Source organism: Pseudomonas folii, from assembly GCF_014357575.1.
Lineage (GTDB): Bacteria > Pseudomonadota > Gammaproteobacteria > Pseudomonadales > Pseudomonadaceae > Aquipseudomonas > Aquipseudomonas folii.
The window spans coordinates 21,235-41,878 of sequence record NZ_JACONW010000015.1 but is presented as its reverse complement, the minus strand read 5'-3'; the positions used below and the strand labels follow the sequence as shown (position 1 = coordinate 41,878).

General features: G+C 51.9%; 13 protein-coding genes. 9 read left to right on the top strand and 4 right to left on the bottom strand.

Annotated elements, in window-relative coordinates; genetic code table 11:
• The 4 genes from H8S59_RS05575 to H8S59_RS05560 all read right to left on the bottom strand — a co-directional run bounded on the left by H8S59_RS05575 (position 1) and on the right by H8S59_RS05560 (position 6,361).
• Positions 1–1,995, bottom strand: coding sequence for a polysaccharide biosynthesis protein (locus H8S59_RS05575; protein WP_187520771.1), 1,995 nt, complete (start codon positions 1,993–1,995; stop codon positions 1–3).
• A 241-nt stretch (positions 1,996–2,236) separates the two neighbouring features.
• On the bottom strand, positions 2,237–4,237 hold the full coding sequence (locus H8S59_RS05570) for a polysaccharide biosynthesis protein (RefSeq protein WP_425504558.1): 2,001 nt from the start codon (positions 4,235–4,237) through the stop codon (positions 2,237–2,239).
• 85 nt (positions 4,238–4,322) lie between these two features.
• Entirely contained in the window at positions 4,323–5,351 is a 1,029-nt protein-coding gene (locus H8S59_RS05565) for an MraY family glycosyltransferase (RefSeq protein WP_425504559.1), read from the bottom strand.
• A gap of 53 nt (positions 5,352–5,404) precedes the next feature.
• Entirely contained in the window at positions 5,405–6,361 is a 957-nt protein-coding gene (locus H8S59_RS05560; RefSeq protein ID WP_246475086.1) for an NAD-dependent epimerase/dehydratase family protein, read from the bottom strand.
• A 352-nt stretch (positions 6,362–6,713) separates the two neighbouring features.
• Between H8S59_RS05560 and H8S59_RS05555 the strand changes: the two genes are divergently transcribed.
• The 9 genes from H8S59_RS05555 to H8S59_RS05515 all read left to right on the top strand — a co-directional run bounded on the left by H8S59_RS05555 (position 6,714) and on the right by H8S59_RS05515 (position 20,640).
• On the top strand, positions 6,714–7,538 hold the full coding sequence (locus tag H8S59_RS05555; protein WP_187520759.1) for a 2OG-Fe(II) oxygenase: 825 nt from the start codon (positions 6,714–6,716) through the stop codon (positions 7,536–7,538).
• 230 nt (positions 7,539–7,768) lie between these two features.
• Entirely contained in the window at positions 7,769–8,752 is a 984-nt protein-coding gene (locus H8S59_RS05550; protein ID WP_246475084.1) for a glycosyltransferase family 2 protein, read from the top strand.
• Between the two features lie 43 nt (positions 8,753–8,795).
• The gene (locus H8S59_RS05545) at positions 8,796–9,722 is read left to right on the top strand and encodes a glycosyltransferase (RefSeq protein ID WP_187520758.1); all 927 of its coding nucleotides are present in this window, start codon (positions 8,796–8,798) and stop codon (positions 9,720–9,722) included.
• Positions 9,723–10,397: 675 nt separating this feature from the next.
• Positions 10,398–10,946, top strand: coding sequence for a dTDP-4-dehydrorhamnose 3,5-epimerase (gene rfbC, locus H8S59_RS05540; protein ID WP_095094809.1), 549 nt, complete (start codon positions 10,398–10,400; stop codon positions 10,944–10,946).
• Entirely contained in the window at positions 10,943–11,770 is an 828-nt protein-coding gene (locus tag H8S59_RS05535; protein WP_095094812.1) for an ABC transporter permease, read from the top strand. Before rfbC ends, H8S59_RS05535 begins: the two co-directional genes overlap by 4 nt.
• Positions 11,760–13,118, top strand: a complete 1,359-nt coding sequence (locus H8S59_RS05530) for an ABC transporter ATP-binding protein (RefSeq protein ID WP_187520757.1) — start codon at positions 11,760–11,762, stop codon at positions 13,116–13,118. The genes H8S59_RS05535 and H8S59_RS05530 overlap by 11 nt, the downstream gene beginning before the upstream one ends.
• Positions 13,111–17,559: a glycosyltransferase gene (locus H8S59_RS05525; RefSeq protein WP_187520756.1), complete on the top strand. Its 4,449-nt coding sequence runs from the start codon at positions 13,111–13,113 to the stop codon at positions 17,557–17,559. The genes H8S59_RS05530 and H8S59_RS05525 overlap by 8 nt, the downstream gene beginning before the upstream one ends.
• Positions 17,560–17,656: 97 nt before the next feature.
• Entirely contained in the window at positions 17,657–19,534 is a 1,878-nt protein-coding gene (locus H8S59_RS05520) for a hypothetical protein (RefSeq protein WP_187520755.1), read from the top strand.
• Positions 19,535–19,551: 17 nt separating this feature from the next.
• On the top strand, positions 19,552–20,640 hold the full coding sequence (locus tag H8S59_RS05515; RefSeq protein WP_187520754.1) for a DegT/DnrJ/EryC1/StrS family aminotransferase: 1,089 nt from the start codon (positions 19,552–19,554) through the stop codon (positions 20,638–20,640).
• Positions 20,641–20,644: the final 4 nt, after the last annotated feature.

The following is a 20,644-nucleotide window of genomic DNA, read 5'->3' as shown; positions in this document are numbered from 1 at the left end:
TCAAGGATTTCGGTGTCGCTGCTGATAACTCCAATCCACGATTTCGCCGTCAGGAGCGTACCCGTTCACCGTTTCCATGAGTATTTTCCTGACCCGCGCATAGTCATCTTCCGCAACGGCAATGAGCAACTGGTCCAGATAGCCCTTCATTCTTTCCCATGAAAGATAATCTTCATTAGCACTCATGATCATTGGATGCTGCGTGGAGACAACGTTATCGCCAATAAGTAACTCTTCGTAAAGTTTCTCACCGGGGCGCAAACCCGTGAACTCGATGGAAATATCACCGTGGGGATTCTTTTCGGACCGAATGCTCAGGCCGGACAGATGCACCATCTTTTCCGCCAGGTCGACAATTTTGACGGGCTCGCCCATGTCCAGCACAAAGACATCTCCGCCCATGCCCATCGAGCCAGCTTGAATCACCAGTTGCGCAGCTTCAGGAATGGTCATGAAGTACCGGGTGATTTTCGGGTGGGTAACAGTAAGCGGGCCGCCCGACTGAATCTGTTTATGGAATAGCGGGATAACAGATCCGGACGAGCCCAGCACATTGCCAAACCGAACCATGATGAATCGGGTCTTGTTGACCTGACGAATATTTGAGGTATCACCAAACATGACCGGTGAAACCTCTCGACTCAACGCTTGCAGCGTCAGTTCGGCAAGACGCTTTGTTCCCCCCATAACATTGGTAGGACGCACAGCCTTGTCAGTCGAAATCAGCACGAAGTTGGCCACCCCGGCCTGAAGCGCGGCTTGAGCCGTATTAACCGTGCCCAGCACATTGTTGATCACACCCTCGGCAATATTGTGTTCAACCATCGGTACATGTTTATACGCAGCCGCATGGTAAACCGTGGTCACATTCCAGGTTTTCATCGTGTCGTATAGCTTGGATTGGCTGCGCACCGATCCAAGAATCGGCAGCAGCTTTACCGGCAACGTCTTGCTTTGAACAAAGGCCTCTAACTCGGAAAAAATCGTGTAGAGATTAAACTCGCTATGATCGAACAGCAGAAGAGTCGTGGGTTCCAGTAATACGATCTGGCGGCACAGTTCCGAACCAATTGATCCTCCAGCCCCTGTGACCAGAACCGTCTGCCTCTTGATGCAGCGCTCCAGCAGGTGATCCTGAGCAGGCACCGGGTCACGCCCCAGAAGGTCAGCAATATCCACTTCCTGAAGATCATCGACTTTTACTCGCCCCGCCGCCAGATCCATGAACCCTGGAACGCTCCTGACGTGCAGAGGGAAGCCTTCGAGAAATCCTAGAATTTCACGCCGACGCCCACGTGTGGAAGATGGAATGGCGAGCAGGATTTCCTGAGCCCCGGTCATTTCCATCATTCGCTGAATATGTTGAGGCTTGTAAACCTGGAGCCCGGAGATAATTCGATTGGTGATGGACGCGTCATCATCGATGAAGGCTACGGGGCGCATGAGACGTCCCATTCTTAAAGCCGCCACTAACTGATTGCCCGCTGAACCCGCACCGTAGATAGCAACTTTGAGAATGCCATCTTCCCGATTAGCGAACGGTACATGCTGCGACGCTGCAAACCAGTCGCCGAGAAAGTACTGGCGCATGGCAAGACGTAAACCGCCGATCATGACCAGACTCAACCACCAGTAGTTGAACATGATGGACCGTGGAACCAGCGGCTTATGATTGCTGTAGACATAAACCAGGCAGCCGAGAATCAACGCAGAGAGGCTGACCGCTTTGATGATAGCGATGAGGGCATCATTACCGAAGTAACGCATGACAGCCCGGTAAAGGCCCATTCGAATGAAAAGCGGGATGGCGACAATAGGAGCGCTGATGAACAGCCAGGTGTGTGATTGCAGGGGGTTAATCAAATCGTCGGCGCCCAGCCGGACGAAGAACGCCATCCACAGCGCGGCCCACACCAGAACAATATCAGTGGCTACCTGAATGATTCGTTTTTGACGGCGAGGCAGCGCTAACAAGAACGCCCTAAGTTTTTCCATGATTCCTTCAGTCCCCTTGATCAGCATCCTGGGTCATCTACGCAACCTGCAGAACATCAGGCGAGGATGAAGTCATGACGAGTTATCTCAAAAACAATGCAACAACGCCATCGATTATAGAGCCACGCCGTTAAATTTCATGTTGAGACAAGACTACTTGTTCAGCTGTTCGGCAAATGATCCAGGCATAGCCTAAAGCCATGTTTGTCGATAATCCAATACACGCGCCAACGCGTGGCACTTATTGGGGATCAGCACGCGTCTCAAGGTAGTTCCAGTCAACAATGTCTCCCTCTGGGGCGTAACCCACAACCATCTCGCCTAATACGCGCCTTACATCGGGATAGTCATCTCTGGAAACAGCATCCAGCAGCAACTCCAGTTGCTCCTTGAGCTGGCTCCAGGGCAAGAAATCTTCCTGAGCACTCATGATCATGGGGTGGCGTGTCGAGACGACGTTATCGCCGATCAACAACTCTTCATAGAGCTTTTCACCCGGCCGCAATCCGGTGAACTCGATAGCGATATCACCGTGAGGGTTTCGCTCGGATCGAATACTGAGCCCGGACAGATTGATCATTCGCTCGGCGAGTTCAATGATCTTCACCGGGGCGCCCATGTCCAGCACGAAGACGTCCCCGCCCCGCCCCATGGAGCCTGCCTGTATCACCAACTGAGCGGCTTCAGGGATGGTCATGAAATATCGGGTAATTGCCGGGTGCGTCACGGTCAACGGACCACCACTCTTGATCTGTTGATGAAACAGTGGAATGACTGAACCTGACGAGCCAAGCACGTTACCGAAGCGCACCATGGTGAATCGTGTCTTATTGACCTGGGAAACATTGCTGCTGCCACGAAACAGTACAGGCGCAACTTCACGACTGAGTGCCTGCAGGACCATTTCCGCAAGCCGCTTGGTACTGCCCATAACGTTGGTCGGGCGCACAGCCTTGTCAGTAGAGATCAACACAAAGTTGGTGACTCCAGCCTGCAAGGCAGCCTGTGCCGTATGCAACGTGCCCATCACATTGTTGAGTACGCCTTCAGCGATGTTGTGCTCAACCATAGGCACATGTTTATACGCTGCGGCGTGGTAAACCGTGTCCACGCCCCACGTGTGCATGACATCGACCATTTTGCCGAAGTAACGAACCGAGCCGAGAATGGGCAGCACTTCGACGTCCAGCGAGCCCCTTTGAACCTGCTGTTCCAACTCGCCGAGTATCGTGTAAAGGTTGAACTCGCCGTGATCCAGCAGCAGAAGTTTGGTGGGCTTGAGCATCAGGATCTGGCGACACAACTCAGAGCCGATTGAGCCGCCGGCCCCGGTGACCATCACGACTTTGCCAGTGATGCAGTGCTCCAGCAGATCGTCCTGCGCAGGCACCGGATCACGACCGAGCAAATCTGCGATGTCGACTTCCTGAATGTCATCCACCTTTACCCTGCCGCTGGCCAGATCCGCGAGGGCTGGAACACTACGTACGTGAAGCGCATAGCCTTCCAGATACTCGAGAATCTCACGACGCCGCACTCGGGTGGTTGATGGCAAGGCCAAGAGGACCTCTCCAGCGCCTGTAGCGTCGATCATCTGCTGAATGTGCCTGGGTTTATAAACCTGCAACCCCGCAATAGTGCGTTTGGTGATCGTTTCATCGTCGTCGATAAACGCCACGGGACGCATGGAGCGCCCCATGCGCAAGGCCGCGACCAACTGGTTACCCGCCGATCCCGCGCCGTAGATCGCAACTTTAGGCAGAGCATCATTGCGTGAAGCAAAAGGCACATGCTGAACCGCCATGAACCAGTCGCCCATGAAGTACTGACGCATGAACAGGCGTAGACCGCCCACCATGACCAGGCTCAACCACCAGTAATTGAACACGATGGAGCGCGGGACAATTATCTTGTGGTCGCTGTACCAGTACACAAAAAAGCCTACCAGCAACGCCGAAAGGGTTACTGCCTTGCATATGGTAATGAGCGCATCATTGCCGAAAAAGCGCATCACCGCTCTGTACATGCCAAAGCGGATGAAGATGGGAATGGTCAGTAAGGGGGTCGCAATAAAAAGCCACAAATGCGCGGTGAGGGCCGAATAAGCAACCTCAAGCCCGAGCCGCACAAAAAAAGCGAGAGCGAGGGCCGCCCAGATAATGGCGACGTCGGCACCGACTTGCAGCATTCGTTTGTTTTGGCGCGAAAGACCGAGCATTCGCGAGCGCAACGACATTTTCATCCCTCAACCACACCAAATCCATACGCTATTGTACGGACTGTCGTTGGACAGCGCTTAGTTGAAAACGACCTTTGTAGCATTTTTATTACAGACGGTTGGCATCATTGGATTCAAGCCCCCCCGCCCCTAGCACTAAAGCCAGTACCAACAACGGTACATATGCAATGACCAACAGGGTAGCGCCATCAAATCCCCAGACGCCTGTCGCCATGGCCAGCGGCAGCAGCCAGAGCACGTTGATAGCCATCACCCCCAAGGTCACCGGCAGATGCCTACCAAAACGACGTGACGCAAACTGGTAAGCATGGGAGCGATGCGCCTCATACACCTTGTCACCGCGTACGAGTCGGCGAATGAGTGTTGCAGTTGCATCGACAATGAATACGCCCAGCAAAATCAGCCAGCTCCATAACAAGGACGGCTCAGCCCATGCGGCTTGCAGCGAAAGCAGCCCGATGATGACGCCGAGAAAGCCGCTACCGGCATCGCCCATGAAAATACGCGCGGGCGGGAAATTCCAGAACAGAAAGCCTGCCACCGCAGCCGCCAGCAACAGCGGTGAAGCGATCAACGACCCATGACCTGAAAGCACATAGATCAGACAGGCGCCCAGGCACACGCAAATCGCCTCGACACTGGCGATACCGTCGATGCCATCCATGAAGTTATAAAGGTTGAGCATCCAGACCAGATAGAACAACGTCAGGACATGCCCTATCCAACCGAGGTCGAACGTGGCGCCGAACAGGCTGAACGGTGGCAGGCCGCCCAACCAGAAAAGCCCCCAGACAGCAGCACTGAAATGCCCAAGCAACCGCCAGCGCGCCGCAATGTGGCCGTGGTCATCGAGGAAACCCAGAATTGCAACGGCCAGGCCGGCACCGCCCAAGGCCAGCGTCGCATGCCAGGCCCCGGGGCTTTCAATCTGCATAACCAGCAGCGCCAATAGAAAGCTCAGGACAATGGCGACGCCCCCGCCCCGAGGCGTAGGCAAACTATGGGAGCTTCGCGCATTGGGAATGTCCATGAGGCTACGTGCCAATGCGTAACGCCGTAATACCCAGGTAAGCCCCGCCGATAACAAAATGATCGCAGGCACCCACCAGAAACTCAAATCCATCAAGCGGCTACATCCTTCGAAAAACGGCCATTCTATACCGTTCGCACTCAGGAGCGGGACTGCAGCCATTGCCTGGCACTGTCGCGCAATGCATCGGCCGCGCTAATCTCAGGCTGCCACCCCAACAAGTGACGTGCCTTACTGGCGTCTACCTGCAACGACCCGCACAGTTGCTGGCCCAGCCCTTTGCGGCCAAGCAAAGCAAGACCGCTACGCAATGCCGAGACCGGAACAGGAAGAAGCTTTGCGCGATGCCCCATGCCCTGCGCCAGCAACTCAACCAACTGGGTCGTCGAAACATCCTGCCCATCGGCGATCACAAACGTCTCATTGGCAGCCGCCGGATGCGTAAGGCAAAGCTCAAGAAACCCCACCAGATTTTGTAGGGCTATCATGCTCCGGGCATTGCGAATGCGGCCCAGGGGCAGCGGAAACCGCTTGCCAACAAGTCCCAACAGGCGGGCGAAGTTACCGGGCGCATGAGCCGCGTAGACCAGCGGCGGACGAACTATTACCAATTCCATGGATTGCCCTGCCACCAGATCACGCAATGCCAGCTCGGCTTCAAGCTTCGACTGGGCATAAGCCTGCTGCGGGTCCGGAGTGGAAAGCTCAGTGAAAGGCTGACCCAGTGGGGTTTCAGGACCGTTAACACCAATGGAACTGATGAATACAAATCGTCGAACACCCGCGTCCATTGCCTGACGGGCCAAGGCCAAACTGCCTTCGACGTTGACCTTGCGAAATTGCTCAAGCGGGTTCGCTTCTTGCTCGCGCAGAACGTGCGCTCTGCCTGCGGTGTGAATCACCACGTCACAATGGGTTAGCGCGCTAGACCAGTTGGTGTTGCGATCGATACTGGCAACTTGTATCCAGCCTTCAGCGCCGTTATCTGCGCGACGTGATGTACCGCGCACCGCCGCGCCTTTGTTACACAAGTAATCGAACAGAGCTCGGCCAATGAAACCGGTGGCGCCAGTGATGAGGTAAACGGGAGATTTCAAGGTAAGCCCGGTGACTGTGTGAGTATTTGCAACAACAAAAGCACCCGCCTGCGCAGGGGGGAATTGGCTGTCAGTGAAGTACTCAGAATACACAGCGTATCCGTAAAAAACTTCTATCTGTTTGGCCTGCCGGTTAACATTGGCCGCATCACGCCAAAGACAGCGTTGGCACAAGCCGCGGTGATTAGTTAAAGGACCGTTCAAGGCATGCCCCGCAGAGGGAATCGTGGACGCGACGACCATCTAATCCGACTGACGGAGACGGAGACGGAGACGGAGACGGAGACGGAGATGTCGACCTCTTCGAACCTTAGGGTAGTGCCCTGAATTCATGATGCGCATGGGAGTACTGATGGAAGTTGCGGAAATAGCAGAGATCATAGTCAAACGACTGGACAGCCTCAGCGATCAAATTCAGCTGCAATGGGATAATCCTGAAGGCACGCCCACGCGTCATTTTGTTGTTGATGACCTTCTGCCGAAGGAGACGGTGCAAGCTATTTATGCAGCCTTCCCACGCAATACCGAAGCTTTTCTGGATCGCGCGACTTTTCGCGAACAGAAGAAGACGCTGACGGATCTTTCCCAGCTCCCGCCGATTCTCGCGGCAATCACCTACGCAATGCAGCATCCGTCGGTCGTTTCAAAAGTCGCGGAGCTGACCCGATTCGAGCACATCGAGCCTGACCCGAGCCTGTACGCGGGCGGGTTGTCCATGATGTTCAAAGGCGGCTTTCTGAACCCGCACATTGACAACAGCCATGGCGCAGATCGTGACCTGTACCGACGCCTCAACCTTCTCTACTACGTGACCCCAGACTGGGCGATGGAAAACGGTGGGAATTTTGAGCTGTGGGACGAGAACGTGAAAACACCCAAGACCATCGTCTCGGCCTGCAACCGAATGGTGGTCATGGAAACCAACAAAGCGTCCTGGCATTCAGTCAGCGGGGTTGTCACGGACGACGTGCGCTGCTGCGTCTCGAACTACTATTTTTCCAAACAATCGCCAGACCACACTGACTATTTTCACGTCACCTCGTTCAGTGGCAGACCGGAAGAAACAGGACGACGCGTACTGGGCTTCTTCGACAACAGACTGCGCAACTTTGTCGCCAAGACACTGCGTATCGGGCGTAACCGGTCACTTGTGAACAAGCAACCGTTAAAGAAGTGACGGCTAGCGCGTAGGAAAAGGCGACTGTAGGGGTAGGAAAGTGATGAAAATTGATCGAGCTCACCCTTAGTCGGTATCGCAAGGATAATATTGCCAGTGCACCTGTCGGCACCTGATGGGATTAACGCCACCGGCAGCGGTCAAAGCCCCCTATACGCGCACCGCATCGTTGCCTGGAACGGACACGATACCCACAATAGCCTTCATTTATAACGGCAGCATTGGTAACCATGGTAGATCAGTCACCTCCTCACTCAATAAAAGATCATCGCACCGCGCCATCCGATCTACTGAAGCCTCCAATGGTTGGCATATTGCTCTGCACCTACAACGGTGAAACTTACTTGAAGGGGCAAATTGAATCTTTTATTGCCCAAAGCTATGAGCATTGGCAATTGTTCGTGTCGGATGACGGCTCTACAGATGGTACGGGCAAAATTCTGCAGGACTACCAGGCGCTGCTGGGCGAGAACATGTTCGTTTTCAATGGCCCTAAAGAGGGTTTTGCGCAGAACTTCATGTCTTTGATTCGCAATAAAACGATCAATTGCGACTACTACGCCTTCAGCGATCAAGACGATATCTGGCTGCCAGACAAGCTGGAAAGAAGCCTGGCTGCGCTGGCAAATAATGAGCAGAACGCTCCTTCTTTGTACTGCTCTAGAACACAGCACATCGACTCAGAAGGAAATTTGACGAGCGTAAGCCCTTCGTTCATTAAGCCCCCAAGCTTTAGCAATGCGTTGGTGCAAAGCCTTGCTGGCGCAAACACAATGTTAATCAACGAGTCGGCCCGAAAACTACTGGCACGAACAGATTTACAAGCCACCGTTATCGCCCATGACTGGCTCGCCTACTTAATCGTGAGTGGCTGCGGCGGGCTCATAGTTTTCGATCAGGAACCGACCCTGCTTTACCGTCAGCACGGCGCCAATATAATTGGTGCAAACACCGGCATCCAAAATCGTATCCGCCGTGTACGCGACATGCTAGGTGGCATGTCCAAATACTGGAATGAAAAAAACCTGCTTATCCTGAGAGAATACACATCCGAACTGACACCTCACAATCGCCTGCTTCTGGGCTATTTCGAGCAACTGCGGAAAAGTAATCTCTGGACGAGACTGTTCCTGGTTAAAAAGGCGCGTCTTTACAGGCAGACGCTAGCGGGGACCATTAGTCTTTACGTTGCGGTAGCACTGAATCAGCTCTGACAGAGCGATTGAATTCTCATCTTTATTTCGACGCAGAGGCAAGATGCCAGCCCCCCAAATTAAGATAGCAGTGCTGCTCGCAGCGTATAACGGCATGCAGTGGATCGAGGAGCAGATTGCCAGCATTCAGGCCCAAACGGGCGTCAAGGTCCATATCTTCATCAGCGTCGATGCCTCATCGGATGCTACACAGGCTTGGTGTGCCGACTATGCAGCAGCTCATGCGAATGCCTCATTGCTACCACCGGCTGAAGGAAGGGGTGGAGCAAGCCGGAATTTCTTTCATCTCCTTCGTACTGTTGACATAGAAGATTTCGACTTCGTAGCACTTGCAGATCAGGATGATCGGTGGCATCCCGATAAACTTTTGCGCGCGGCTTATTATCTGTCCACATACCCGGTGAATTGTTATTCAGGCAACGTCACCGCTTTTTGGCCGGACGGCAATAGGCAGCTTCTCGATAAAGCGCAGCCGCAAGTCCGTTGGGATCACTACTTTGAAGCAGCAGGGCCTGGTTGCACCTACGTCATGCAAAAGGCATTCGTTCTCCACTTGCAGAGCCAAATTCGTCGCCAGTGGGACGCACTACAAAACGTTACGCTACATGACTGGTACATCTATGCATTTGCGCGTAGCAACGGATATCGCTGGTACATCGACCCCGCCCCCGGGATGGACTACCGGCAACATCAAGATAACCAGGTGGGTGCGAACGTAGGGGTACAGGCGCTGTTCGTGCGGTATCGGATGATTCGTAACGGCTGGTGGTTTGGGCAGGTAAAGCTGATTGAAGCACTGGTTAACGACCAAAAAGAATCGTCGACCAGACCCCATTGGCGAGCGCTCAATCGTATTGATTTGATGGCACTGGGGCTGGGCCCAAGTCAATGCCGACGACGTCTACGCGACCGATGCCTGTTCAGAATACTGTGCATCATCACCGCGATCATAGGTGCGCCAATCAAATGAATGAGCTCCTGCTATCTAGCGCATATGGCGACGAAGTAGCGTTTACACGTGGCCTCTCCATGATCGAAAGGGTGACGGGGCGAAAGAGCTCATGGCGACACCTCGGCCCCATGCCCTTAAACGCCTTAACCAAGGTGACGCCGTGCCGCGGGCATACATGGCTCATTCACCGGAATTCGATCAAATTCACCACTTCTTAGGCCTCGCCAGCATATGCCACGCTTTCGAAACATCCCCTGCAGGCATCCCTATCCAAGCTTTATCAGGTATTTCAAAACGACCGAAATCCACCTTTTGTGATAAGGTTGGCCGCTAATTTTTCGGTGGTCGAAATGCTCCTCCAGCGCGCTGCTTGTCAGCTCTCGCCGCTCCCAATACCTGGTGCTGGTCGTAATTGAATAACAAGAGTCCTGAATGAACGCGATACCCAGCCAGGCTTACTCGTCACAAACCAACTGCGGTGCTCCGTCAAAACCATCGACAGGGAACCCATTGAACATGACGTACCTGCCAACAACCAGGGCATGGGCGATAAGCCTTGACACCGCGACCATAGCGAAGCGTCGAGCTGCAGCCTTTGACGAATAATCTGAAAAATCGTCTGTCACCCCTGTGCTCCCTACCGCGTGGATTCGCGCCAACCACTCTGAATTTTTTCGTGGAGACAATGCGTTAATGAATGCGACACCTCTTGCGATACCTGAAGTCATTCTCTTCGAACCAAAGATTTTTGGCGATGACCGAGGGTTCTTCTACGAAAGCTTCAATCAGAAAGTATTTGAAGAAGCGGTGGGACGACCAATCAACTTCGTCCAGGACAACCACTCGAGCTCAATGCGTGGGGTGCTGCGAGGACTGCATTACCAGATCAAGCAGCCGCAGGGGAAACTCGTTCGGGTTTCCCAAGGTGAAGTCCTTGATGTCGCTGTAGACCTCAGAAAAAAATCACCTACCTTTGGCAAATGGGTCGCGGCGAAGCTCAGCGCGGCCAATCGACACCAGCTTTGGGTACCAGAGGGGTTTGCACACGGTTTTCTGGTGTTGTCCGAAAAAGCCGAATTCTTATACAAGACGACCGATTATTATGCCCCACAGTTTGAGCGAAGCCTGGCTTGGAATGATCCGGAATTGGGTATCGACTGGCAGCTTGACGGGCTGCCGACGTTATCGTCCAAGGACCAACTGGCCAGTTTGCTGAGTGACGCGGAGGTATTCGATCAGTGAATCCGCATTTGGCACCTTCTGCTGGCCCTCTGAGCATGGTCCGCAGCCTTTGGCACAATAAACAATTAATTGTTCAGATGACCAAAAGAGAAGTGATCGGCCGTTATCGCGGTTCGGTCATGGGTCTTGCGTGGTCATTTTTCAATCCGGTCCTGATGCTGGCGGTTTACACTTTTGTTTTTTCTGAAATTTTCAAAGCAAGGTGGGTGGGGCAGGACTTGGGGAAAGGTGGTTTCGCGATTCAGTTATTCGTCGGAATGATCGTCCACGGGATTTTCGCCGAGTGCGCAAACAGAGCCCCATCATTAATCATGTCCAACGCGAACTACGTTAAGAAGGTTCTTTTTCCGGTAGAAATCCTCCCTGCTATCTCGCTCGGCTCGGCGATTTTTCACGGGATCATAAGCCTGATTGTACTGCTACTCGCGCAATTGCTTCTTACCCACACGCTGTATTGGTCGGCGATTTTTTTCCCGTTGATAATGGTGCCGATGATTTTGGGAACCCTGGGGATCAGTTGGCTACTTGCGTCGCTGGGTGTCTACCTCCGTGACGTAGGTCAGATAATTGGTGTGCTTACCACGGTCTTGATGTTCCTTTCTCCCGTTCTTTACCCCACGGCAGCGTTGCCGGAAATCTACCGTCCCTGGATACAACTCAATCCACTGACATACATTATTGAGGAAAGCCGCAGCGTGTTGCTTATGGGGAATATGCCTCAGTGGGATCACCTCGGGATTGCCATGATCGTAGGGGTACTGATTGCGACATCAGGCTTCTGGCTTTTCCAAAAAACTCGTAAGGGATTTGCTGATGTCCTCTGATGAAATTGCAATCAGCGTGCAGGACGTCTCCAAGTGTTTTTACACTTACGAGAAGCCCTCGGACCGTCTGAAACAGTCATTTGTCCCTCGGCTACAGCGCCTTGTGGGCGACAGGATATCCACCTATGGGAAGGAGTTCTGGGCACTCAACAACGTCAGCTTCAGTGTCAAAAAAGGCGAGACCGTCGGGATTGTCGGACGCAATGGTTCAGGCAAATCGACGTTGCTGCAAATTATTTGCGGCACACTGATGCCTACGTCAGGGCAAATCGAAACCCAAGGCCGTATCGCCGCCCTGCTCGAACTGGGTTCAGGCTTCAATCCTGAGTTCTCCGGCCGAGAGAATGTCTACCTGAATGGCGCGGTGCTGGGATTGAGCAAAGACGAAATTGACGATCGGTTCGACGCCATCGCAGGATTCGCCGATATAGGTGAGTTTATCGATCAACCCGTCAAATTGTATTCCAGTGGTATGGCCGTTCGGTTAGCGTTTGCAGTACAGGCACAAGTAGACCCCGATATCCTCATTGTCGATGAGGCCTTATCGGTAGGCGATGCCCGGTTTCAAGCCAAATGCTTCGAACGGCTACGCCAACTGAAAGAAAATGGAACCAGTATTTTGCTGGTGACACATGCCAGTGAACAAGTCGTGACTCATTGCAACCGAGCGATCTTGCTGGAGCGCAGTCGTGTCGAGATGATCGGCAGCTCCCGGCCTGTTGTTAACCGTTATCTCGATATTCTGTTCGGCCGTGAAAAGCGGCCTGAAGAATCTGCCGCCCCGGATACAGCCCAATTGCCTGCCAATGTTCAGGAACCAGCTGCTGATGAGCTGCTGGATTTTGGGTCAGAAATGTTCCATACCCGCATCGGATACAACCCCCATGAGTACCGCTGGGGGGACGGCGGCGCTACGTTGCTCGACTACCACTTCGCCGCTGGAGGAAAGGCGTTCCCCAATAGCGTCGAATCTGGGGAGGAAGTGGTGCTCAATGTTGCAGTGCGTTTTAACCGCCTGATTGTCAATCCAATTCTGGGCTTTACCATCAAGACAAAAGAAGGGGTGACCGTTTATGGCACCAACTCCTTCATGCTTGAGTGCGAGGGTATGCAGAGCGTAGGTGGCGCTGGCACATTCGCGCGCGGCAGTCTCAAATTCATCGCTCGCCTCGCGGCTGGCGACTATTTTATATCTCTGGGCATCGCGTCCCGTGAAGGTGAAGAAATTTTGCCCCATGACCGTCGTTATGACTCATTACATCTTGTAGTAGCCCCTACTCCGAAACTGCTTGGCCTGATTGATCTGGCTGTTTCAATGGAAATTGATCAGGTAAATAAAAATGTTTGATCTTGAACAGCAAGGTTATGCCCTTGATGAATCCACGAAGGTCTGGGGTCGCCCCAACTTTGCAGGAATCGCATACAGCGACGGCGATGCATCAGAAGTCAAGTTGGCCAAAATAATTCGTGAAGCCAATGATGTTTCGGTCTTGTCTCAAGAGCTGAGCCAGCACTGCACCGACTGGGCTACGCTTTACCACCTGAGTTCATCACGTGGCAACATCCTGCGCCCGTTCGAGTCTTACCTCGGCGGTAGCACCCTCGAAATCGGCGCCGGTTGTGGCGCAATTTCTCGTTATCTGGGTGAATGCGGTGGACAAGTCCTGAGTTTGGAAGGAAGCCCCAGGCGCGCGAAAATGGCCGCCAGCCGCACTCGAGATCTCGATAACGTTGTAGTGCTCGCCGAACGCTTCGATGATTTCAAAACTGAGCACAAGTTCGATGTCATAACCTTGATCGGCGTCCTTGAGTACGCGAGCATGTTTAGCTCGGCTGAAGACCCGGCACTTGGGATGCTGCAACGGATTCGAAGCCTGCTGAAGCCTGGCGGTCACCTGTTCATCGCCATCGAGAACCAGCTGGGTCTGAAATATTTTGCCGGTGCGCCCGAGGATCATTTGGGCGTCCCCATGTACGGGATTGAAGGCCGCTACATCAAAGGGCAGCCAAAAACGTTCGGCCGTCTGGAAATTGCTGCGCTAATCAAAAAGGCAGGGTTCAGCAGAACTGACTTTCTGTCACCAAGCCCCGACTACAAACTGCCCAACTCGATTACCACCGAGCGCGGACTCGCGTCCAAGTCTTTCGATGCGTCTGCGCTGGCATGGCAGAATGTCAAAAAAGATCCACAACTACCTGCCGAAACTTTCTTCAAGCTTGAACAGGCCTGGCCAGTCGTTATCGATAATGGTCTTGGCATGGACATGGCCAACTCATTTTTGATTTCGGCCGCGCTGGATGATAAACCAGCTTTACCCGCTGAAATATTGGCTTTTCATTACAGTACCGGCAGGAAGCCTGCGTACTGTAAGGAATCCTCGTTCGTCGAAACAGCTTCGGGTATTGAAGTTCAATATAGTCGCATACAACGCGCCTCCGCCGAGAAAGAGACAGGCGAGTTCAGATACATTCTCCCGGAGCGAGCATCTTATATTCGTGGTCACGTATTAAGTGGAGACTTTCTGAAAGTCGCGGCGACGCCTGACTGGACAATCCAGGATTTTGGAGAGTTCCTCAAGCGCTACGTTGATTGCTTGCAAGCATTACTGCTTGAACAGGGTATCGATACGCCGCTAGATAACGTATCCCAAATACTTCCAGGGTATTTTCTCGATGCAGTTCCGCAAAACATCGTCATCCAGGAAGATCAGACGCCGGCACTGATTGATATAGAGTGGGAGATGACCTCGGGATTACCTCTGGGTCACCTGCTCATGAGAGCGCTGCTACTTCTGATCGCTTCGGCAACCCCAGAGGTTACAAGCTCAGTGCCTTACAGCCGTCGTCAATTCATCATCGAAATTTTTGGCAGCGGTGGTCTACAGGTTACGAGCACCGAGCTCGATGGTTACATTGCCACAGAAGCTCAATTCCAAGAGCAAGTGACAGGCAGATCTGCCGAAACATTTCTGAACTGGGCGCCTGATGAGCCTATCAACCAGAAAAAACAGTCCGGTCGCGCTGATATGCAGGCGAAAATTTACTATAGTGATGAGCACGGTAATTTTTCTGAAGAATCTACTGAAGCAATAAAAATTGCTCCTGGAGTTCAGACTATCAGTTTTGACTTCCCGGACTTTGAGCAGGTGCCGAAGCATATCAGGATAGATCCGGTCGATACCCGCATATCTTTTTCCATCAATCATATGCGTTTGTTAAGCAATGGCCAGGTAGTCTGGACATGGAGCGGGCGATTGGATGAGCTGCGTAATACCTCCGGCCTGCTGCAGTTAGCTCGTCCTGATTGCTCCGGTTTTTTGCTGAGCATGGACGACGATCCTAGCTTTCAGCTGCCGGTAGATTTGACGAATCTGCAAACCAATGCGCAGTTTGCACTGGAGCTGGAGATCGTACTTCATACTGACGAGCGTGTAGCTCAGGAACTGAAGCTGGATAGCCAGATTGCCCCCCAAGAAATTATGCATGAGCCTCTGCAACTTCTACTGGGCATCAACAAGAAGCTCAACCACCTTCTCACAGACAAAGAGGCACGACTCAAGGAAGCGGCAGAAGAGATTGAAGCTTGCAGAGAGCATAATGACCAAGCGCTTAAAATGCAGGAAGAGCTGAATCTAAAAGCCACGCAACTGGAGCAGGCTCTTCAGAAAAAAATCATGGAAGACCAGGTGCTAAGCATCAGTGAGACTCACCTAGGCCAGTTGAATGATAAGGAGGTGCACATACAGAACCTTATCAGTGACCACGCCAGGCAATTGGCCGAGAAAGACACGCACATCCATAATCTGAATTTGCAGGCCATCGCGTGGCATTCATCCCTGAGTTTCAAGATAACCCGGCCGCTACGCTCTGCAGCTCGGGCTTTGCGAATGGCGAAACGCGCTACAACATTGCTAAGAAGCATAGTTCAGCGTAATGGTGGCCTAAGTAACGCGCTGAAAAAAGCCCTGAAGACACTTCGGTCTGGTGGGATTTCAGAGCTTAAAGCCAGAATTCTGAATTCACGCATCGGCTACGGTCAGACTGCGACAGCCAACAACCTGGACGAAACGCCAGAAGAAGGCTACGCCGCATGGGTGAGGGCTTTTGACACCCTTACAAATGAAGACAGAGACAAAGCGCGTACTGATATTGCGCAATGGCATAATGCACCACTGATTTCAATTTTGATGCCTGTCTACAACCCACCACTTGAGATGCTCGAAGAAGCAGTCAAGAGTGTGCAGACCCAGCTTTATACCAACTGGCAGTTGTGCATCGCAGACGACGCTTCGACCAACCCGCAAGTGAAGGCTTGTCTTAAACGCCTGAGCAAGACGGACAAACGCATCAACGTTGTGTACCGTGAAAAGAACGGTCATATCTGCAACGCTACCAACTCCACCCTTGATATTGCCAAAGGGGAGTATGTGGCACTTATGGATAACGATGACCTTCTGCCCGAGCATGCCCTCTACTGGATAGCCCGCACAGTCGTGGAAAATCCGGGGGTGGCGCTGATTTACTCCGACGAAGATAAAATCGACGTTCACGGCAACCGGTCCGCGCCTTATTTCAAAACAGACTGGAATATGTACCTCTTCCGCTCTCACAATATGATCAGCCACCTGGGCGCTTATCGCCGTGATCTGGTTGAACAGGTTGGGCGCTTCCGCTTAGGTATGGAGGGTTCTCAGGACTACGACCTCGCACTGCGTTGCGTCGAAAAGGTCAAAGACGAACAAATTGTACATATCCCCCGCGTCCTTTATCACTGGCGCATTCACGCTGGTAGCACTGCCCTGTCACCGGGTGAGAAACCCTACGCGCAGCTGGCAGGCCAAAAGGCACTGGACGAGCATCTGCAACGTATTGGCGTAGCTGGAAATACTGAACTTCTGGACTTCGGCATGTACCGCGTCCACTACGACCTGCCACCGGCCGAACCGCTGGTAAGTCTGATTATTCCGACGCGCAATGCGCACGGGCTGGTCAAGCAATGCATCGACAGCATTGTTCAAAAAACCGCCTATAAGAACTATGAAATTATTCTCGTTGACAATGGTTCGGACGAAGTAGAAAGCCTCAACTATTTCAGTGAATTGGATCAGCAATCTAACATTCGGGTGATTCGTGACGATGGCCCATTCAATTACTCGGCACTGAATAACCGGGCAGTTGCAGTAGCCAACGGCGAACTGATTGGCTTGGTCAACAACGATATCGAGGTAATCAACGCTGAATGGCTCGGTGAAATGGTCTCCCTTGCGCTACAGCCCGGTGCAGGTGCTGTAGGCGCACGTCTATGGTATCCGGATGATACTCTGCAACACGGCGGCATTATTATGGGTCCGCTGACCCTCGCGGGGCACGCTCACAAACACATGCCTCGGGGACACCACGGATATTTCGGTCGTGCCTCTCTCATACAAGGCATGTCTGCCGTGACCGCTGCGTGCCTGGTCGTTCGCAAGGCAGTGTTCCAAGAGGTTGGCGGGCTAAATGAAAACGAGCTGAAAATCGCGTTCAACGACGTGGACCTTTGCCTCAAGATCAAAGGGGCTGGTTACCAGAACATCTGGACGCCCAATGCCGACCTCTATCATCATGAATCCGCGACGAGAGGGGTAGAAGACACTCCGGATAAACGCGAGCGGTTTATGAGTGAGGTGCATTACATGCAGCAAAAGTGGAAGGACATCATTGCATGGGATCCGGTTTATAATCCGAACTTGAGCTTTGAGACAGAGGATTTTGGCATAGCCTCGGTTCCTCGGATCAGCAGGGTTTGAAGCGCCGCTACGGGGGGCAGTGCATACGCAGCCGCCCGTAGTGCACCCTGATGAGTTATAGGACTGAAAATCAGAAATTGCGAAACGGAATTAGTCAGTGAACGATACTATTAGCCATAAAGAAAATAACCGCAGAAGCGTAGTCCTTAGACTCGTAACTATATTTTTAATCGCTATACCGGTTATAAGTCTGGCATTGAACATTGGCTCGTGGCTGAAGTATGGTATGGACATCCCCCTCTACGACGACTGGCGCCAGTACGATCACAACGACATGGGCCGCCTCGCCATTGGTTATCTCTTTACACCTGTAAATGACACCATTTACGCCGTGGGCCTCTTTCTAGACTCACTAAATTTCAGATTATTTAACGGCAACACCGTTGTTTATCAGCTTTTATCACTTACTGCCGTGTTGGGAAGCGTACTAACCCTGCAATGGAAGCTAATTAAAAAAAGTACTGACAACCCAACCATAATTGCCGCATCATTTGCAATAACCATATTTTTTGTGCAGCCAGACACTTACTGGGGATGGTCAAACCTTGCGTACCACCAAGGCTTACCTATTGTATTTTCTCTCGCAATCTTAATGATTACCTTTTCAGAAAACCTGCGATTAAAGCGAGCAATTCCTTTGGTTGTGGCGATGACATTTTTGTCAGGCTTTTCATATATCAGCGGGGCATTCGCTAATCTGACAGTGCTTTTAACCTTTACACTAATGCAATACCTTATATCCACCCCCTTAAAAGTAAGACTTAGGTGGATGATAATAGCCATGCTTCCAGGCACCGCTATAACGACGGCGGCGCAGGCGTGGGTTATCATAGGAATACAGCATGGTACACATCGAGCCGATGCGCCGATGGCTTTCCCATGGCAGATAGATTTCTGGTTATTTTTCCTTGGCAAAATTGCAAGATCATTAATGTTACCTGCGGGACATCTGAAGCTGTCCTTGGTTATCACTGTGCTGGTCGTTTTGTTGACGGGCATCATGGCAGTTCGCGGACTTGTGAAAGTTTACAAGAATGAGACGACCGACCAGGAAAACAAAAATATCGCTATTTTTGTGGCGTTGATTACAACCGTCTTCGTGTACCTTTTGCTGATCTCAGCAGGCCGAACCAATTTACGGCCAGATAACATGAATGAACCATTGGATATTTTCGCAGCGGGATTTCAGCGATTTCATTTCATCTGGGTGACTTTATTATGGCCTTGGCTAGCACTCTCAATCATGAAGGCAATTCCAGATCAGTGGAGCCATAAAGGTACCGCGATTTTTTCTGCGATGATAGCCGCTTTGTTAGTGGGTGCGATCATGTATACACCCTTGATGGCCCACCCTGCGTTTTACCGAGCGACTCTAAACTACAGAACCACCGGTCTAACCTGCATCCTTCCGAAATTTCAAACGGGGGAAGCTATAAATTGTGAAACAATATACTTATCGGATCTCAGAAAGGGCTTGCATAACGGTCTCTCTGCTGGAGCGTCCTTCTCGCGCATCATACCGTTCCTTCCTATTGCTCTTGGCACGGATAACCCGGCTCCCCTCTTCAGGTTAAGCAATCAGTTAGCAAATATTAAACTCGTCAACATGTCCACCATACCAGGAACGGGCACCGAACTTTCCTATCTTTCAGGCAATGATCCAATGATGATTTTACCGCTAACAGGTAATTCCAGCATTGAAAACTGCAGCCACTTGACAGTGGTGGCAAAAATTCGAAGCACGACAGATAGTTTGGCCCAAGTGTTTTTTCTAACAAAAGAATCAAGTGGCTACGCGCAGGAGAACTCGCAAACCGTGGCTATCCATAATCAGGCTACATCACAGTTACTCCAATTTGATTTAAATAGCTCCAGCGGCTTCAAGAACGAAATAAGGTTCGACCCAGTCACTGAGCCTCAGAAATTCACAATAGATGATCTAGAAATTAGATGCCGGGCAGCGACAGCACGTTAATTTTTCAGGAGATGAACATGAACACTACAATTCCACTTTTTTCGGCTGTCAAGGTCAATCATGGTATTGACTTGATGAGCGCAATTGGCAATGTTTTGTCGCGCCACTGGTATGTGATGGGTGAAGAAGTAAACGGCTTTGAAACTGAGTTTGCCGAATACTTGAACGCCAAACACTGCGTGTCAGTGGCCAATGGTTCCGATGCACTTGAGCTTGCGCTCAAAGCCTTGGGCATCGACGAGACGTCCAAAGTAGTGGCCGTAGCCAACGCAGGATTTTATGGGAGCACCGCTATTCATGCCTTGGGTGCGTCTCCCATCTACGTTGATATTGACCCCCAATCACTAACAATGTGTCCTGTAGCGTTGAGCGAAGCTATAAGTCAGAAACCTGATGCAATTATTGTTACTCACTTGTACGGCCAATTGGCGAACATTGAAGAGATTGTCAGAATAAGCACCGCCGCGAACATACCGGTATTAGAAGACTGCGCTCAGTCTCACGGGGCCCGTAAGGACGGAAAACAAGCAGGCAGCTTCGGCACAGTCGCATGCTTTAGTTTCTATCCGACCAAAAATCTGGGAGCCTTAGGCGACGGAGGCGCGATCGTGACTGACGATGAGCAGTTAGCCTCAACCATACGTCAATTGCGCCAGTACGGTTGGTCTTCGAAGTACACCGTGGCAATCCCAGGAGGACGAAATAGCCGTCTGGACGAGATTCAGGCCGCCGTACTTCGGCTTAAGTTGCCACTGCTAGACAAGTGCAACGAGCAACGTCGCTCAATAGCGCAGCGTTACAATAATGCGTTTTCCAAGCTGCCTTTGCAGCTCCCACACTCAGTAGATGTGGACTACGTGGCCCACCTGTATGTGGTGCGCACCGATGATCGCGCAAAATTTTCAGCGTTCCTGAAAGATCAAGGGGTAACTACCGACATACACTACCCCATTTCGGACCATCATCAGCCTGCGTATCCAGTTAGCTTTGATCTGCCTGTTACCGAAAAAGCGTGTGATCAGGTAATATCGCTGCCTTGCTTCCCTGGCCTCACTGATGAGGAAGTGGACCGAGTTATCGCTGCGGTCACAAAGTATTTTTCATAAGGAG

What these genes read in the sequence shown, in the direction of transcription:
- H8S59_RS05575 (WP_187520771.1), bottom strand. Translation starts at nt 1,995, where the DNA reads ATGGAAAAACTTAGGGCGTTCTTGTTAGCGCTGCCTCGCCGTCAAAAA.
- H8S59_RS05570 (WP_425504558.1), bottom strand. Translation starts at nt 4,237, where the DNA reads ATGAAAATGTCGTTGCGCTCGCGAATGCTCGGTCTTTCGCGCCAAAAC.
- H8S59_RS05555 (WP_187520759.1), top strand. Translation starts at nt 6,714, where the DNA reads ATGGAAGTTGCGGAAATAGCAGAGATCATAGTCAAACGACTGGACAGC.
- H8S59_RS05550 (WP_246475084.1), top strand. Translation starts at nt 7,769, where the DNA reads ATGGTAGATCAGTCACCTCCTCACTCAATAAAAGATCATCGCACCGCG.
- H8S59_RS05545 (WP_187520758.1), top strand. Translation starts at nt 8,796, where the DNA reads ATGCCAGCCCCCCAAATTAAGATAGCAGTGCTGCTCGCAGCGTATAAC.
- rfbC (WP_095094809.1), top strand. Translation starts at nt 10,398, where the DNA reads ATGAATGCGACACCTCTTGCGATACCTGAAGTCATTCTCTTCGAACCA.
- H8S59_RS05530 (WP_187520757.1), top strand. Translation starts at nt 11,760, where the DNA reads ATGTCCTCTGATGAAATTGCAATCAGCGTGCAGGACGTCTCCAAGTGT.
- H8S59_RS05525 (WP_187520756.1), top strand. Translation starts at nt 13,111, where the DNA reads ATGTTTGATCTTGAACAGCAAGGTTATGCCCTTGATGAATCCACGAAG.
- H8S59_RS05515 (WP_187520754.1), top strand. Translation starts at nt 19,552, where the DNA reads ATGAACACTACAATTCCACTTTTTTCGGCTGTCAAGGTCAATCATGGT.